Here is a 14,891-nt window from a genome sequence, read left to right as displayed (position 1 = left end):
CTCGGCCGCAGAGGACAATAGCCGACCATGAACGCCCAGCAGATCCAAACCTTCTTCGCCACCCTGAGAGCGGCCAATCCCTCGCCCCAGACCGAACTGGAATACGCCAGCGTGTTCGAGCTCCTCAGCGCCGTGCTGCTGTCCGCCCAGGCCACCGATGTGGGGGTCAACAAGGCGACGCGGCGGCTTTTCCCGGTGGCCAACACACCGCAAAAAATCCTCACCCTGGGCCTGGAGGGCCTGAGCGAATACATCCGCACCATAGGCTTGTACCGCAGCAAGGCCAAACACCTGATGGCCACATGCCAGATCCTGGTCGAACAGCATGGCGGCCAAGTGCCGCGCAGCCGTGAGGCCCTGGAGGCCTTGCCCGGCGTGGGCCGCAAGACCGCCAATGTGGTGCTGAACGTCGCCTTTGGCGAACCCACCATGGCCGTGGACACGCATCTATTCCGAGTCAGCAACCGCACGGGCCTGGCCCCCGGCAAGACACCGCTGGCCGTGGAGATGGGCTTGCTCAAGCGCATCCCGGCCGAGTTCATGGTGGATGCCCATCACTGGCTGATTCTGCACGGCCGCTATGTCTGCAAGGCACGCCAGCCTTTGTGCAGCGCCTGCACGGTTTCAAGCCAGTGCGATCATGGCCGCCGCCTACAATCAGTCCTTGACTAGAAAGCCACGGGAAGCCATGCCAAGCCTCACCGATCTGCTGGAACGCGTTGAGCGTTTGCTGCTGCGACACGATGAACTGAAACGCACCAATGCCTTGCTGCAAGAGCAGGTATTGCATTTGAGCCAGGAGCGCGACAGCTTGCGCTCCCGCCTGAACGCGGCACGCGGGCGCATCGACGCCTTGCTGGAGCGCCTGCCCGTCGACAACGAAGCCGGAAAGAACCCCAACTCATGAAGCAGATGGAAGTCACCATCATGGGCCAGAGCTATCTGCTGGGCTGCCCCGAAGGCGGTGAGGCCGCACTGGCCGAAGCGGTCAGCCAGGTGGATCGCGAGATGTGCGCCATCCGCGACGGCGGCAAGGTCAAGGCCCGCGAACGCATCGCCGTGCTGGCTGCTTTGAATCTGGCCTATCAATTGGCCGAAGACGGCGGCACGGCCGCGCCTGCGGCACAAGCCGAGGCCAGCGCTCAAGCCGCCGCACCAGACCTCGGCCGCCTGCCCGATCTGGACGGCCTGATGCGCCGCCTCGACGAGGCCCTGGAGCATGACGGGCATTTGCTCTGATCTTGCCGGCGACGCTAACGCCAGGCCTTAGAATCGCCCTTGTCCACTGCGTTTGCGTGAGTCTTATATTTCCTTGAACCAATGCTCTACGAGCTTGGGCTTGGAATATGTCCTCTGCAGGTGTGATCATCTCGCGTCAGATGAACCCGAAGCTTGGCTGACCTCGCCCCCCTGAACCCCCGGTTCAGGAATGCGGCTCACGGCTCGCGGTGGACACCCCCCACTTTCTGCCCACCCCATCGGTCAAAGGCCAAGCCCTTGAACTACTGGTTGATGAAGTCCGAGCCCGAAGAGTGCTCGATCGATGATTTGGCCCGCGCGCCCAATCAAACCGTGCCCTGGGTGGGCGTGCGCAACTACCAGGCGCGCAACTTCATGCGCGACGCCTTTGCCTTGGGCGATGGCGTGCTGTTCTACCACTCGTCCTGCCCACAACCCGGCATCGCCGGCCTTGCTGAAGTCGCCAGTGCCGCCTATGTGGACGCCACGCAATTCGACGCGAACAGCCCTTACCACGACCCCAAATCAAAGCCCGAGGCGCCGCGCTGGCTGCATGTGGATGTCCGCTTTGGCCGCAAGACGCGCTTGCTTAGCTTGGCCGAGATGCGCGCCGAACCCAGGCTGCAAAGCATGCGGGTGCTGCAAGCGGGCAACCGTCTGTCGATCACCCCCGTTAGCACCGAGGAATGGCGGGCCCTGCAAGAGCTGCTGGCCGACTAGGGCCGCCAGCGTCAGAGCTCAAAAGGGATGGACGCCAGCACCACCTGATTGCCGCCCCGCCGCTGGGCCTCACGCACCGCGGCCTCGCTGGCGGCTTGCAACTCGTCTTGCTTGGAGGCGGTATGCGGAAAGCTGGAGACGCCCATGGACAGAGACAGGCCCATGTCCTGGCCATTCATCACGATGATTTGCGCCGTGCACTGGCGGCGCAACTGCTCCATGCGGGCATGAGCAGTCGCCAGGCCCACGCCCGACAGCAGCACCGCAAACTGCGATTCGCCGATGCGGCAGGCCGCGTCCATGGCGCGGGTATTGGCCCGCAGCATGCGGCCCATGCCTTCCAGCAAACGCTCCTGCGCCGCCTCGCCCAAGGCCTCCATCGTGGCGGGCAAGGGATCCAAGGCGATGATGACCAGGGCAAACTCCCGGTGCTCGCGGGTGGACAAATCGATCTCGCGCAAGAGCTGGTCGTCAAACTGCGGGCGCAGGTAAAGGCCCGACATATCGTCCCGGCCACTGCCCTGCTGCAATTCGCGCCGAATCTGCTCCAGCGCCTTTTGCTGCTGCTCGATCTGCAATAACGCTCTTTGCAGATGGGATTCGCGATGGCGCTCTTCGGTGCGCTCATGCCAGACGGACAGCAAGAATTCCTTGCCAACCGGGGTGCGGGTGACGGTGAACTCACGTCGGCGCCCTGCCAGCTCCAAGCGATGCTCGCTCACCACCACCGAGTCCTGGGCCATCACCGCCTGCTCGACCCGTCGCATGGCCACCACGTCTTCGCTGCGCATCAAGTCATTGTCATTACTACCCACCACGGGCTTGTTGGCAAAAAGCTGATCCAGACCTCCGCTGGCGAAAACATAACGCCCATTCGAGACGGCTTTGATGGCGGCAAAAGTGTTGAGCGGCTCGGTCAAACTCAGCAGTTTGACAGCCAAGCCCTGGGCCAATTCAGCATGCGTCCGCAACCACAGAGCAAGGCTGCCCGGCTGGGGTGTTTCCTCATCGTGCGAAGCGGCTGAAATGTCCATGAATCCTCAATAAAACCGGGGCCGACAAACAAGCCTTGCCGCAGAACTTAGCAGCGATGCATCGAATGTAGATGGCATGGCATCGCATGATCAAGAGGGCCAGAGCTTGGGCCGGCTGGCTCCCCCTAGATTGGCAGTGTCGCGGCATGGTATCCAAGCCCCTGCGGGTTTACAGGCGAATACAGAAAAAACTTTGCGTGGGTGTTGCATTCAGGTGCGAAATGCCAGCCGCGAATGCCAGGGCACATCATGCGCGCCAAGCCCCCCAGGCAATCAAAAGAACATCCACTGTTTCAGGCCCGAATTGCCAGCGCAAGTTCCACCGGACAATAGCGCCATCCCGCGAAGCCTTTTCGCGGCTCTTTCTTCCGCGAGCAAAAAGAAAACCCATGCAGTTTGATTTGGTGGTTGTTGGCGCCGGTGCCGCCGGTTTGTTTTGTGCCGGCCTGGCCGGTCAGCGCGGCCTGCGCGTGCTGGTGATTGACCATGCGGAAAAAGTGGCGGAGAAGATCCGCATCTCGGGCGGCGGCCGCTGCAACTTCACCAATCGCGACGCAGGCCCGGCCAACTTCATCTCCAACAACCCGGCTTTTTGCCGCTCGGCCCTGGCCCGCTACAGCTCGCAAGACTTCATCGCCCTGGTGCAAAAGCATGGCATCGCCTTTCACGAAAAGCACAAGGGCCAGCTCTTTTGCGACGACTCCGCCGAGCAAATCATTCGCATGCTGCTGGACGAGTGCGAGGCCGGTGGGGTACAGCGCTGGCAGCCCTGCACGGTGGCCGATGTGCGCCGAATGGAAACCGCCACCGATGCCGAGCCCGCATTCGAGCTCGACACCAGCCGCGGCCGGGTCTTGACCGCCCGGCTGGTGATCGCGACCGGCGGCCTGTCCATCCCCAAGATTGGCGCCAGCGATTGGGGCCTGCGTTTGGCACAACGCTTTGGCCACGCCATCGTCGAGCCCCGCCCGGCCCTGGTGCCGCTGACCTTTGATGCGCAGCAGTGGGCGCCCTTCTCGGCCTTGTCCGGCTTGTCCCTGCCCGTGGTGGTGAGCACCGGCAAAGGCAAGGAAAAAGGCCGTTTCCTGGAGGATTTGCTCTTCACCCACCGCGGCCTCAGCGGCCCGGCGATTCTGCAGATCTCCAGCTTCTGGCAAGAGGGGCAGGCCTTGCAGATCGACCTGGCGCCCGAGCAGAACCTGCAAGAACAGCTGATGGGTGCCAAAAGCGACTCCAAACGCCAGCTGGGCAATGTGCTGGCCGCCCTGTTTCCGCAGCGCCTGGCGCAGGCCTGGATCGAGCGCCTGGGCCTGAACAGCCAACGCAGCATGCCCGAATGCAAGGACAAAGACCTGCAAAACCTGGCCCAGCAGTTGCAGGCCTGGCAACTCACGCCGAATGGCAGCGAAGGCTGGCGCAAGGCCGAAGTGATGCGCGGCGGCGTCGATACCCGCGAGCTCAGCTCCCAGACCATGGAGAGCAAACGCGTGCCCGGCCTCTTCTTCATCGGCGAAGTAATGGACGTCACCGGCTGGCTGGGCGGTTACAACTTTCAGTGGGCCTGGGCCAGCGCCGCAGCCTGTGCAAATTCATTGCCCATGAATTTGTCAAACCAATGATTTTCAGGCTACAATCTTCCTCTTTGCTGGCAAACCCTGCGCGTCGATTCGCAACACGACTGAAGCGAAATCCGGAACCTTTCGATTCTTTCGCTGTTTCAGACATTTCTCAAAACTAGTTTCGATGTTTTGAGAAGTGGACGGCGGACACCGAGCGCATATTGAAGGAACTACCTTTTCATGACCACGATTCGCGTCAAAGAGAACGAGCCGTTTGATGTGGCACTGCGCCGCTTTAAGCGCACTATCGAAAAACTGGGCCTGCTGACCGACCTGCGCGCCCGCGAGTTTTACGAGAAGCCCACTGCAGAGCGCAAGCGCAAGAAGGCAGCCGCCGTCAAGCGTCACTACAAGCGCGTTCGCAGCATGCAGCTGCCCAAGAAGCTGTACTGATCTCGCAAGAGTCAGCGGGAGCTTGAAGCCCCACGGCAACAAGCCTCCTTGAGCTTGCACAGCTCTCCAGAAGAAGCCCGCACAGGACGCTGTCGCGGGCTTTTTCTTTTTGCGCCTGTTTTGCGCTTGCCTCCCTTCTCATCCGACATTCAAATCCAAACCCAACACGAGGAATCACCATGAGCTTGAAAGACCGCATCACCGAAGACATGAAAGCCGCCATGCGTGCCAAGGAAGCCGACAAGCTGACCACCATCCGTGGCCTGCTGGCAGCCGTCAAGCAAAAGGAAGTGGATGAGCGTGTGGTGGTGGACGATGTGGCCTTGATCGCCATCGTCGACAAGCTGGTCAAGCAGCGCAAGGATTCCATCACCCAATTCATCGCCGGTGGCCGCCAGGATCTGGCCGACAAGGAGGCCATCGAGCTGACCGTGCTGGAGGCCTATCTGCCTCAGCGCATGTCGGCCGAAGAAATTGCTGCCGCCGTCGCCGCCATCGTCACCGAACTGGGCGCCAAGGGTGCCGCCGATATGGGCAAGGTGATGGGCGCGGTCAAGGCGCAATTGGCGGGCAAGGCCGATATGGGCCTGGTGTCTGCCGCGGTCAAAAAAGCCCTGAGCAACTGATACAAACAGAGGGAGCCTCGCATGAGCTTGTTGCCCATCCAAACCGTCGCACCCGAGTTCTGCGTCGCTCCCCAGCTCCTGCCGGAAGCGATGCAGGCAGCGGCTGCGGCCGGCTTTCGCAGCGTGATCAATAACCGCCCCGATTTCGAAGGCGGCCCCGATCAACCCACCAGCGCGCAGATGGCCGCGGCCGCTGCGGCCGCAGGCTTGGCCTACCAGCACCTGCCGGTGCAGGGCGGCTATCAGTCGCCGGAAGAGATCGCGGCCTTCCGTGCCCTGCTGGACAGCTTGCCCAAACCCGTGCTGGCCTTCTGCCGTTCGGGCGCTCGCTCGACCCGGCTATTCATGGCCGCCTCGGCACTTTGAGATCGAGGCACCAGCCTGACCCTCGGTGCTTTCCCTGAAGAGGGGCAATTTCAGGCCCAATTGAGCGGCGGGGGCGACAGGCCTCGCTAAAGTGACGGGCTCGCTGCGCAAGCAGCGGGTCCGTTTGCTTTTGGGAGCGCCATGAATGCCCTTCTCGCCCTGGCCCGGGCCGTCGATCAGATCAGCGCCCGCTTTGGCCTCATCGCCAGCTGGGCGGTGCTGCTGTCCTGTCTGATCAGCGCTGCCAATGCGGTGCTGCGTTATGCCTTTGACTACAGCTCCAACGCCTTCACAGAAATTCAGTGGTATCTCTTCGCCGCCTGCGTGATGCTGGGCGCACCCCAGGTGCTCAAGCTCAACGAGCATGTGCGGGTCGATCTCTGCTACAGCCGGCTGAGCGGGCGCGGCAAGGTTGGCGTCGACCTGTTGGGCCTGCTGGTCTTTTTGCTGCCGGTGATGGCTTATCTGACCTGGCTGTCGGGCCAGATGTTCTGGCTCAAGCTGAACACAGGCATGAACCCCGCCGACAGCATGGCCAGCCTGGGCGCCCTGCCCTATCTCTGCAAGCTGCTCAGCAGCGGCGAGATGTCGGCCAACGCCGGCGGCCTGATTCGCTGGCCGGCGGCCTTATTGCTGCCGCTGGGCTTCGGTCTGCTCTGCCTGCAGGCGCTGGCCGAGGTGATCAAGCGCATCGCCTGGCTGAATCACCGGCTGGAGATGGATGTGCAGTACGAGAGGCCGCTGCAATGATGGCCATGGAGAACTTTCCGCCCCTGATGTTTGCGGGGCTGATCCTCATCATGCTGATCGGCTTCCCGGTCGCCTTCTCGCTGGCGGCCCTGGGCCTGGCCTGCGGCTTCTACGCCGTGTCGCAGGGCTGGTTCCCGCCCGAGTTCATGGCCAATCTGCCGCAGAACGTGTTCGGCATCCTGTCCAATGACCTGCTGCTGGCCATTCCCTTCTTCACCCTGATGGGCGCCCTGCTGGAGCGCTGCGGCCTGGCCGAGGACATGCTGGACTCCATGGGCCAGCTCTTCGGCCCGGTGCGCGGCGGCCTGGGCTATTCGGTCATCATCGTGGGCTTCATCCTGGGCGCCATCACGGGCACGGTGGCGGGCCAGGTGATCGCCATGGCCATGATCTCGCTGCCGGTGATGATGCGCTACGGCTACAACATGCGTTACGCCACCGGCGTGCTGGCGGCCTCGGGCACCATCACCCAGCTGGTGCCGCCTTCGCTGGTGCTTGTGGTGCTGGCCGATCAGCTGGGCCGCTCGGTCGGCGATATGTACAAGGCCGCCTGGGGTCCGTCGATTTTGCAGGTTTTGATTTTCACGCTCTACACCTTTGCCCTCACCCGGCTCAAGCCGCACTACCTGCCCGGCATCCCCAAGACCGAGCGCTCGCTGCAGGGCTGGGCGCTGTGGAAAAAATGCCTGCGCGGCATCATCCCCTCGGCCATCCTGATCTTTGCCGTGCTGGGCAGCATGGGCGGCCTGCCTGGTATCGACACCGCCATCTGTACCCCCACCGAGGCGGGCGCCATGGGCGCCGTGGGTGCCGGCATCCTGGCCGCCCTGCATGGGCGCTTGAATTGGCCGCTGCTGCAAGGCGCCATGGCCGGCACCATGCGCATCACGGCCATGGTGGTCTTCATCCTGATCGGCTCGCGCACCTTCTCCCTGGTCTTCCAGGGCGTGGAGGGCGGCGCCTGGATCGAGCACATGCTCAGCCATCTGCCCGGCGGCCAGACCGGCTTTCTGATCGCCGTCAACCTCTTCATCTTCTTCCTGGCCTTCTTCCTCGACTTCTTCGAGATCGCCTTCATCATCCTGCCCCTGCTGGGCCCGGTGGCGGACAAGATGGGCATAGACCTGGTCTGGTTCGGCGTGATGCTGTGCGTGAATATGCAGACCAGCTTTATGCACCCGCCTTTTGGCTTTGCCCTGTTCTATCTGCGCGGCATCTCCGACAGCTTGTTCAAGAGCGGCGCCATCCCGCGCAAGGTGGCCTCCTCGGACATCTATCTGGGCGCCATCCCCTGGGTCTTGATGCAGCTGATCCTGGTGGCCATCGTGATCTTCGTCCCGCAGTCGGTGACGATGTTTCTCGACAAGGAGAAGGCGGTGGACCTGAATCAGGCCACCGAGTTGCTGCAAGGCCTTGAACATGCGCCCGACAAATCGCAGGACAACGCCGACGAGGCCTTGCGCCAGATGGCGGCCGAGCCGCCCGCCAGCGCCGCCAAGAATCAGCGTTAGAGTTTTTGCGACTGCATGAAGTCGTCGAAGCCGGCCTCGGTGAAGCGGAACCACAGGTTCTGGTCACGCCGGAAGCTGCTGAAGTCTTCGTAAACCTTTTTCCAATGCGAGTTCTTGGCCGAGAGCTCGCTGTAGACGGCCTGCGATTCCTTGAAGGCGATGTCCATCACCTCCTTGGGGAAGCGGAACAGCTTGGTGCCCGAGCCCACCAACTGCTTGAGCGCGGCCGGGTTCTTGGCATCGTACTTGGCCTGCATGTCCACATGGGCGGCAAAGGCCGCGCACTCGACGATGGCCTTGTACTCGGCCGTCAGGCCCTCAAAGGACTTGCTGTTGATGAAGAAGTCCACCTGCGGGCCGCCCTCCCACCAGGCCGGGTAGGCGTAGAAGGGTGCCACCTTGTTGAAGCCTAGCTTCTGGTCGTCGTAAGGCCCCACCCATTCGGCGGCATCGACCGTGCCTTTTTCCAGCGCCGAATAAATTTCACCGCCCGGAATATTGAGCGGCACCGAGCCCATGCGCTCCAAGATTCGACCGGCGAAGCCACCCACGCGGAACTTCAGCCCCTTCATCTCGCCCACCGACTTGATCTCCTTGCGGAACCAGCCGCCCATCTGCGCACCGGTATTGCCGCCCAGGAAGTTGATGATGTTGTACTGGCGGTAGAACTCCCGCATCAGCTTCAGGCCATTGCCCTCCACCATCCAGGCCGTCATCTGGCGGCTGTTCAGACCAAAGGGGATGGCGCAGCCCAGGGCAAAGGTCTCGTCCTTGCCGAAGAAGTAGTAAGGGGCCGTATGCGCAATCTCGACGGCGCCGCTCTGCACCCCGTCCACCACCTGGCCCGGCGGCATCAGCTCGCCGGCGGCATGCAGCGAGATCTGGAACTTGCCGCCACTCATCTCGCCCACTTTTTTGGCGAACAGCTCGGAGGCTCCAAATAGAGTGTCCAGCGCCTTCGGAAAGCTGGAGGCCAGGCGCCAACGGAGATTGGCCTGCGCGTGCACGAGGGCGGGCGCTGCACCCGCGGCCAGCACACCGGCCAGGCCCGTATGACGAACAAAGGAACGACGTTGCATCGAGGTCTCCTGGAATGGTTTGGGAAGGCCCGGACCCGGCCGGACCGCCGCACGATTCTAGGGTTGGGCCGACGTCCAGGCCGGCCGAATGTACCCCGGGGCAAACCCCTGTCAGCGACCCGCCAGCTTCATGCGCGAGATCAGCAGCGAACCCACGGTCTTGCCGCCCATGGTGTAGGTGTCGCGGCCGATGCCGATGATGTTCTGGAACATTTCCGGCAGCGTGTCGGCAATAGTCACCTCATGCACCGGGTAGGCGATCACGCCGTTCTCCACCCAGTAGCCGCTGGCGCCGCGCGAATAGTCGCCGGTCACATAGTTGACGCCCTGCCCCATCAGCTCGGTGACGAAGAGGCCTGTCCCCAAGCGACGCAACATGGTGGGCAGATCATCGCCGGGCGCGGTGAGCCGGCTCGTCATGCGCAGATTGTGCGAACCGCCGGCATTGCCCGTGGTCCGCATGCCGAGCTTGCGCGCGGTATAGGTGGACAGGAAATAACCCTGCAGCTGACCGGCTTCCACCACCTTGCGGGCGCGGGTCGTGACGCCCTCGTCGTCAAAAGGCGAACTGCCCTTGCCCTTGAGTTCATGCGGGTTCTCGTCCACATCGATATGCGAGGCCAGCACCGGCTTGCCCAGGCTGTCCAGCAAAAAGCTGGCGCGGCGATACAGCGCACCGCCGCTGGTGGCCTGCACCAGCGAGCCCAGCAGGCCGGCGGCGGCCGAGTTCTCGAACAGCACCGGCACCTCGGCCGTGGCCACGCGGCGCGACTTCAGGCGCGCCAGGGCGCGCTCCGCCGCATAGCGGCCGACGGCCTCGGGCGAGGCCAGATCCTTGGCATCGCGCATGGAGCTGTACCAGGCATCGCGCTGCATATCGGCGCCGCGACCGGCGATGGGCGCCACCGAGATGGAATGGCGCGAGCTGGCATAGCCGCCACGGAAGCCGCGGCTATTGCCGGTGTAGAAATGCGAAGTCTGGGCCGAGACGGCCGCGCCTTCGCTATTGCGGATGCGCGGGTCGGTGGCGAAGGCCGCGGCCTCGCAGCGCAGGGCCAGTTCGGCGGCGGCTTGGGCGTCGATGGCCCAGGGGTGGAAGAGATCCAGCTCGGGGCGGCTGCCGGCATCCAGCGACAGGTCTTCCACATCGGGCAGGCCGGCCACCGGGTCTTCGGCGGTGAAACGGGCGATGTCAAAAGCCGCGCGCACCGTGTCGCGCAAGGCCCTGGGCGAGAAGTCGGAGGTACTGGCATTGCCGCGGCGCTGGCCCACATAGACCGAGATGCCCAGGGACTTGTCGCGATTGCGTTCCACATTCTCCAACTCGCCCATGCGGGTGGAGACCGACAGGCCGCAGCCCTCCGACACCTCGGCACCGGCGTCACTGGCGCCGATGCGCTGGGCCTCCTGCAACACGTCTTCGATCAACTGCTGGAACTGCTCGACCCGGTAGGCAAAGCCGCTGCCGGCCTCGGGCGCGGCGGAGTTGGTGATGGCGGGCGAAACTGGCTTGGGCATGAATAGAGGACTCGTGTTTTGATGCCAGCCCAGCGCAAAAGGCTGGGCCTGGAAGTAGGGGACAATCATAAGGTCGCAGGCGCCCGCCGGAGCGCACATCAACCCGCAGCACCTTCATCATGAGAACACAAGAAGAATTCACCGCCCCGGAAGACGATGATTTCGACAACCGCCCCAGCAAAAGCCAGCTCAAGCGCGAGATGCATGATCTGCAAGCCCTGGGCGAAGACATGCTGACCTTGCCCGCCAGCCGGATCGAACCCCTGGGCCTGCCGGAAATCCTGGCCGACGCCATCAAGGCCGCCAAGAAGATCGCCGCCCACGAGGGCCGCCGCCGCCAAATGCAGTACATCGGCAAGCTGATGCGCCGGGTCGACCCCGAGCCCCTGCGCCAGGCCGTGGCCGACTTCAAGCTGGGCCATGCCAAGGACAGCCTGGCCCTGCACCAGAGCGAAGCCTGGCGCGAGCGCCTGCTCAAGGACGACAACGCCCTGCAAGCCTTCATCCAGGCTCATGAAGGGGTGGATGTACAGCAGCTGCGCAGCCTGCTGCGCGCCGCTCGCAAGGACGCCGCGCTGGAGCCCGAGAAGCGCAGCGGCCGCGCCTACCGCGATCTATTCCAGTTCATCAAGGCCGAGCAGCTGCGCATCAATCCCAGCGAAGACAAGCAGGATGAGGAAGACAGCGATGAGTGAAGCCGTTCGCATTGGCATCGTCTCCGTCAGCGACCGCGCCTCCAGCGGCGTCTACGAAGACAAAGGCCTGCCCGCCCTGCAAGACTGGCTGAGCCGCGCCCTGCGCAACCCCATCCACTTCGAGCCCCGCCTGATTCCCGATGAGCGCGCGCTGATCGCCCAGACCTTGCGCGAGCTGGTGGATGAGGCTCGCTGCGATCTGGTGCTGAGCACCGGCGGCACCGGTCCGGCCCTGCGCGATGTAACGCCCGAAGCCACGCTGGATGTGGCCGACAGGGAAATGCCTGGTTTTGGCGAGCAGATGCGGCAGATCTCGCTGCGCTTCGTGCCCACGGCGATCCTGTCGCGCCAGGTGGCGGTGATACGCGGCAAAAGCCTGATCATCAATCTGCCGGGCCAGCCCAAGGCGATCGCGGAAACGCTGGAAGGCCTGAAAAGCTCGGACGGCGAAACCCTGGTGCCCGGCATCTTCGCGGCCGTGCCTTACTGCATCGACCTGATCGGCGGCCCCTATCTGGAAACCGTCGAGGCGGTACTCAAGGCCTTCCGCCCCAAATCGGCCCAGCGGCCGGCTACTTGACCAGGCGGCTCAGCTCCGCAGCGTCAAAGGCCTCGGCCTGCTGGGCGTCTTGCGGCACGCAATTGCCCACCTTCTCGCCCGAGGCGGCCGAGAGCTTGCACACCGCCTGCCACAGCAGGGCAATCTGATGCTCATGGCCGGCCGCGTTATCGATCAGGCCGCGCATGGCCTGGGCCACCGGGTCATCACCCTGCGACACGCCGTAGGCCGAGAAGCCCATGCGGGCCGCCACTTCCTCGCGCTTGGCATCCGCCTTGGCCTCGATGATGCGGGCCGGGTTGCCCACGGCCGTGGCGCCGGCCGGCACCGGCTTGGTCACCACCGCACCCGAGCCCACACGGGCCCCGGCGCCCACGGTGAAGCCGCCCAGCACACAGGCATTGGCGCCGATGATGACGCCGGCCTCCAGCGTGGGATGGCGCTTGGCGCCCTTGACCAGGGCCGTGCCGCCCAGGGTCACGCCCTGGTAAATGGTGCAGCCCTCGCCGATCTCGGCCATCTCACCGATGACGATGCCCATACCGTGGTCGATGAAGACTCGGCGTGCGATCTTGGCGCCCGGGTGAATCTCGATGCCGGTGAAAAAGCGCGCCAGGTGGGAGATGAAGCGGCCTAACCACTTCCAGCCACGGACCCAGCAGCCATGGGCCAGACGGTGAAACATCAGCGCATGCAGGCCCGGGTAACAGGTCAGCACCTCCCAACGACTGCGTGCCGCAGGATCGCGTTCAAGAATGCAGGCAATGTCTTCGCGTATGCGCTGAAACATGAGGGGCTACTTCATAAAGGGACGGGAGGGGGCGGCCAGTTTAGCGGCCCGCATCAAGCCTCGTCCCGGGCGCCCGATTTACCCGTAGCCGACGTGCCGGCAAGCGCCGCGCTTTGCTTGAGCATGGCGCGCGCAATACCGCGCCAGATGTGCAGCTCTTCCACCGTCAGCTGGGCGCGGTTGAAGAGCTGGTTCAGGCGCGGCAGCAGCTTTTTGGGCGCGGCCGGGTCCAGATATTCCACCGCCACCAGCGCCTCTTCCAGATGGCGCAGCAGGCCCTGCACGGCCGGTGCATCGGCCAGGCGCGGGTCGGCCGTGCGGGCCTGCACCGGGAAGCCGCCCAGGGCTTGGCGCCAGTCATAGGCCAGCAATTGCACGGCCTGGGCGAGGTTGAGCGAGCCGTAATCCGGATGGGTAGGAATCGACAGCACGGCGTGGCAGCGGTAGACATCCTCATTGCTCATGCCGTAACGCTCGGAGCCAAACACCAGGGCGAGCTTGTGCGCGCTCTCGGCGGGTGCCGCGGCCAAGTCGGCAAACAGCGCGCGCGGCTCACGCACGGGCGGGCCGAAATCGCGCGGCGTCATGGCGGTGGCGCAGGCAAAGGTGCAGCCGTCCAGCGCCTCTTCCAGCGTGGCGACGATGCGGGCGCGGGCCAGGATATCGGCCGCGCCGCTGGCCATGGCCACGGTCTCCTCCTGGCACAAGACATCGGCAAAGCGCGGCGCCACCAGCACCAGTTCGGAAAAGCCCATCACCTTCATGGCACGGGCGGCGGAGCCCACATTGCCGGGATGGCTGGTCTGGATCAGGACGAATCGTGTCATATCAACGCGGGCGCAGCCCGGGGCTGGCCGCTTCCGGAGGAATTTGGTTAAAATCGGGGATTATCCGTATCCTGAACCGGATCCGTTCTTTCTCTTCGCCAGTCCCCTCTTTCGCCGCAGACCCCCGGGTCATCGGTGCCGTTTTCCATTTTTCCAAGGTTTCACGAATGACGCAGCAAGCTTCGCTCCACCCCATGCTCAATGTCGCCATCAAGGCGGCGCGTGCAGCCGGCGCCATCATCAACCGGGCCTCCATGGATCTCGACATCCTGCGCATCAACACCAAGTCGCCCAATGACTTCGTGACCGAGGTGGACCAGGCCGCTGAACAGATCATCATCGAAACCCTGCTGCAGGCCTACCCCGAACACGGCATCCTGGCCGAAGAGTCGGGCCGCGAGCATGGCGCCAAGCATTCCGAATTCGTCTGGATCATCGACCCGCTCGATGGCACGACCAATTTCATCCACGGCCTGCCCATGTACTGCGTGTCCATCGCCCTGGCGCACCGCGGCGTGGTCCAGCAAGCCGTCGTCTACGACCCCACCCGCAACGATTTGTTCTACGCCACCAAGGGCCGTGGCGCCTTCATGAACGACCGCCGCCTGCGCGTCTCCAAGCGCACCCGCATGAGCGACGCCCTGATCGGCACCGGCTTCCCCTTCCGCCGCGGCGACAACTTCAAGCGCTATCTGAAGATGTTTGAAACCGTCATGACCGAATGCGCCGGCCTGCGCCGCCCGGGTGCCGCCGCCTTGGATCTCTGCTATGTGGCCGCCGGTTACTACGACGCCTTCTTCGAGACCGGCCTGCAACCCTGGGACGTGGCCGCAGGTTCGCTGATCATCACCGAAGCCGGTGGCCTGATCGGCAACTTCACCGGCGAGTCCGACTTCCTGATGCAGCGCGAGGTGGTGGCCGGCAGCCCCAAGATCTACGGCCAGCTGGTGCAATTGCTGGCCCCCTACACCCGTGTGATCAAGGAAGAAGAGCTGGCCGCCGACGCCACCGGCGAAGGCAAGGATGCCGCCGCCGTGGTGGCCGCTGCCGCGGCTACCCAGGCTCCTGCCGCCCCCAAGAAGCGCGCCGCGGTGCGCATCAAGAAGTCCGAGGGCGGCGAGACGAATTAAACTAGGCCGCAAGCTTCTACGCAAAACCAATGCAA

18 protein-coding genes are annotated in these 14,891 nt (G+C 63.9%); 13 read left to right on the top strand and 5 right to left on the bottom strand.

What is annotated here, in order from left to right:
- The first annotated feature begins 27 nt into the window (after positions 1-27).
- From nth to HNP55_RS17115, 4 genes are all read left to right on the top strand, one after another.
- Positions 28-672 carry an endonuclease III gene (gene nth, locus HNP55_RS17130; protein ID WP_184302068.1) on the top strand — a complete coding sequence of 215 codons (645 nt, stop codon included), beginning with the start codon at positions 28-30 and terminating at the stop codon, positions 670-672.
- Entirely contained in the window at positions 641-907 is a 267-nt protein-coding gene (locus HNP55_RS17125; protein ID WP_409993753.1) for a DUF904 domain-containing protein, read from the top strand. The genes nth and HNP55_RS17125 overlap by 32 nt, the downstream gene beginning before the upstream one ends.
- Positions 904-1,239 (top strand): cell division protein ZapA, encoded by a 336-nt coding sequence (locus HNP55_RS17120; protein WP_184302063.1) that lies wholly within the window; start codon positions 904-906, stop codon positions 1,237-1,239. Before HNP55_RS17125 ends, HNP55_RS17120 begins: the two co-directional genes overlap by 4 nt.
- A 258-nt stretch (positions 1,240-1,497) precedes the next feature.
- Positions 1,498-1,959, top strand: a complete 462-nt coding sequence (locus HNP55_RS17115) for an EVE domain-containing protein (protein WP_184302060.1) — start codon at positions 1,498-1,500, stop codon at positions 1,957-1,959.
- 11 nt (positions 1,960-1,970) lie between these two features.
- Here the strand turns inward: HNP55_RS17115 and HNP55_RS17110 are convergent, their stop codons facing one another.
- Complete coding sequence (locus HNP55_RS17110) at positions 1,971-2,993, bottom strand: GGDEF domain-containing protein (protein ID WP_184302057.1); 1,023 nt, start codon at positions 2,991-2,993, stop codon at positions 1,971-1,973.
- 389 nt (positions 2,994-3,382) lie between these two features.
- Here HNP55_RS17110 and HNP55_RS17105 point away from each other — a divergent pair, with 389 nt between their 5' ends.
- From HNP55_RS17105 to HNP55_RS17080, 6 genes are all read left to right on the top strand, one after another.
- Positions 3,383-4,612: an NAD(P)/FAD-dependent oxidoreductase gene (locus HNP55_RS17105; RefSeq protein ID WP_184302054.1), complete on the top strand. Its 1,230-nt coding sequence runs from the start codon at positions 3,383-3,385 to the stop codon at positions 4,610-4,612.
- Positions 4,613-4,792: 180 nt separating this feature from the next.
- Positions 4,793-5,005, top strand: coding sequence for a 30S ribosomal protein S21 (gene rpsU / locus HNP55_RS17100; protein WP_007833691.1), 213 nt, complete (start codon positions 4,793-4,795; stop codon positions 5,003-5,005).
- Positions 5,006-5,184: 179 nt separating this feature from the next.
- On the top strand, positions 5,185-5,631 hold the full coding sequence (locus tag HNP55_RS17095) for a GatB/YqeY domain-containing protein (protein ID WP_184302051.1): 447 nt from the start codon (positions 5,185-5,187) through the stop codon (positions 5,629-5,631).
- Positions 5,632-5,652: 21 nt separating this feature from the next.
- The gene (locus HNP55_RS17090; RefSeq protein ID WP_184302048.1) at positions 5,653-5,997 is read left to right on the top strand and encodes a TIGR01244 family sulfur transferase; all 345 of its coding nucleotides are present in this window, start codon (positions 5,653-5,655) and stop codon (positions 5,995-5,997) included.
- 141 nt (positions 5,998-6,138) lie between these two features.
- Positions 6,139-6,747: a TRAP transporter small permease subunit gene (locus tag HNP55_RS17085; protein ID WP_184302045.1), complete on the top strand. Its 609-nt coding sequence runs from the start codon at positions 6,139-6,141 to the stop codon at positions 6,745-6,747.
- Positions 6,747-8,258, top strand: coding sequence for a TRAP transporter large permease subunit (locus HNP55_RS17080; RefSeq protein ID WP_184302043.1), 1,512 nt, complete (start codon positions 6,747-6,749; stop codon positions 8,256-8,258). Before HNP55_RS17085 ends, HNP55_RS17080 begins: the two co-directional genes overlap by 1 nt.
- Here HNP55_RS17080 and HNP55_RS17075 read toward each other — a convergent pair.
- A complete protein-coding gene (locus HNP55_RS17075) occupies positions 8,255-9,337 on the bottom strand; it encodes a TRAP transporter substrate-binding protein (RefSeq protein WP_184302040.1) in 1,083 nt (360 codons plus the stop codon). The genes HNP55_RS17080 and HNP55_RS17075 overlap by 4 nt on opposite strands.
- A gap of 111 nt (positions 9,338-9,448) precedes the next feature.
- Positions 9,449-10,855, bottom strand: a complete 1,407-nt coding sequence (gene pmbA / locus HNP55_RS17070; RefSeq protein ID WP_184302037.1) for a metalloprotease PmbA — start codon at positions 10,853-10,855, stop codon at positions 9,449-9,451.
- A gap of 119 nt (positions 10,856-10,974) precedes the next feature.
- Between pmbA and yjgA the strand changes: the two genes are divergently transcribed.
- Positions 10,975-11,550, top strand: coding sequence for a ribosome biogenesis factor YjgA (gene yjgA / locus HNP55_RS17065; protein ID WP_184302034.1), 576 nt, complete (start codon positions 10,975-10,977; stop codon positions 11,548-11,550).
- Positions 11,543-12,130: a molybdopterin adenylyltransferase gene (mog, locus tag HNP55_RS17060; RefSeq protein WP_184302031.1), complete on the top strand. Its 588-nt coding sequence runs from the start codon at positions 11,543-11,545 to the stop codon at positions 12,128-12,130. Before yjgA ends, mog begins: the two co-directional genes overlap by 8 nt.
- Here mog and cysE read toward each other — a convergent pair.
- Entirely contained in the window at positions 12,123-12,899 is a 777-nt protein-coding gene (cysE, locus tag HNP55_RS17055; RefSeq protein ID WP_184302029.1) for a serine O-acetyltransferase, read from the bottom strand. The two genes, mog and cysE, sit on opposite strands and share 8 nt — an antisense overlap.
- A gap of 53 nt (positions 12,900-12,952) precedes the next feature.
- Positions 12,953-13,726, bottom strand: coding sequence for an RNA methyltransferase (locus tag HNP55_RS17050; protein ID WP_184302026.1), 774 nt, complete (start codon positions 13,724-13,726; stop codon positions 12,953-12,955).
- Between the two features lie 167 nt (positions 13,727-13,893).
- Between HNP55_RS17050 and HNP55_RS17045 the strand changes: the two genes are divergently transcribed.
- A complete protein-coding gene (locus HNP55_RS17045) occupies positions 13,894-14,856 on the top strand; it encodes an inositol monophosphatase family protein (protein WP_184302023.1) in 963 nt (320 codons plus the stop codon).
- The last annotated feature ends 35 nt before the right edge of the window (positions 14,857-14,891 follow it).

The sequence above is a fragment of the Roseateles oligotrophus genome, assembly GCF_014204525.1.
In the GTDB taxonomy this organism is placed as follows: Bacteria; Pseudomonadota; Gammaproteobacteria; order Burkholderiales; family Burkholderiaceae_C; genus Paucibacter_A; species Paucibacter_A oligotrophus_A.
The sequence above is the reverse complement of the archived record's forward strand: the minus strand, read 5'-3'. Positions and strand labels throughout refer to the sequence as shown.

Bases quoted from the DNA above. Each gene is read 5' to 3' on its own strand.
- HNP55_RS17125 (WP_409993753.1), top strand. From the start codon at position 641: ATGGCCGCCGCCTACAATCAGTCCTTGACTAGAAAGCCACGGGAAGCC.
- HNP55_RS17110 (WP_184302057.1), bottom strand. From the start codon at position 2,993: ATGGACATTTCAGCCGCTTCGCACGATGAGGAAACACCCCAGCCGGGC.
- cysE (WP_184302029.1), bottom strand. From the start codon at position 12,899: ATGTTTCAGCGCATACGCGAAGACATTGCCTGCATTCTTGAACGCGAT.
- HNP55_RS17090 (WP_184302048.1), top strand. From the start codon at position 5,653: ATGAGCTTGTTGCCCATCCAAACCGTCGCACCCGAGTTCTGCGTCGCT.
- pmbA (WP_184302037.1), bottom strand. From the start codon at position 10,855: ATGCCCAAGCCAGTTTCGCCCGCCATCACCAACTCCGCCGCGCCCGAG.
- HNP55_RS17045 (WP_184302023.1), top strand. From the start codon at position 13,894: ATGACGCAGCAAGCTTCGCTCCACCCCATGCTCAATGTCGCCATCAAG.
- rpsU (WP_007833691.1), top strand. From the start codon at position 4,793: ATGACCACGATTCGCGTCAAAGAGAACGAGCCGTTTGATGTGGCACTG.
- yjgA (WP_184302034.1), top strand. From the start codon at position 10,975: ATGAGAACACAAGAAGAATTCACCGCCCCGGAAGACGATGATTTCGAC.
- HNP55_RS17085 (WP_184302045.1), top strand. From the start codon at position 6,139: ATGAATGCCCTTCTCGCCCTGGCCCGGGCCGTCGATCAGATCAGCGCC.
- HNP55_RS17120 (WP_184302063.1), top strand. From the start codon at position 904: ATGAAGCAGATGGAAGTCACCATCATGGGCCAGAGCTATCTGCTGGGC.
- HNP55_RS17080 (WP_184302043.1), top strand. From the start codon at position 6,747: ATGGCCATGGAGAACTTTCCGCCCCTGATGTTTGCGGGGCTGATCCTC.
- nth (WP_184302068.1), top strand. From the start codon at position 28: ATGAACGCCCAGCAGATCCAAACCTTCTTCGCCACCCTGAGAGCGGCC.
- mog (WP_184302031.1), top strand. From the start codon at position 11,543: ATGAGTGAAGCCGTTCGCATTGGCATCGTCTCCGTCAGCGACCGCGCC.
- HNP55_RS17095 (WP_184302051.1), top strand. From the start codon at position 5,185: ATGAGCTTGAAAGACCGCATCACCGAAGACATGAAAGCCGCCATGCGT.
- HNP55_RS17075 (WP_184302040.1), bottom strand. From the start codon at position 9,337: ATGCAACGTCGTTCCTTTGTTCGTCATACGGGCCTGGCCGGTGTGCTG.
- HNP55_RS17050 (WP_184302026.1), bottom strand. From the start codon at position 13,726: ATGACACGATTCGTCCTGATCCAGACCAGCCATCCCGGCAATGTGGGC.
- HNP55_RS17105 (WP_184302054.1), top strand. From the start codon at position 3,383: ATGCAGTTTGATTTGGTGGTTGTTGGCGCCGGTGCCGCCGGTTTGTTT.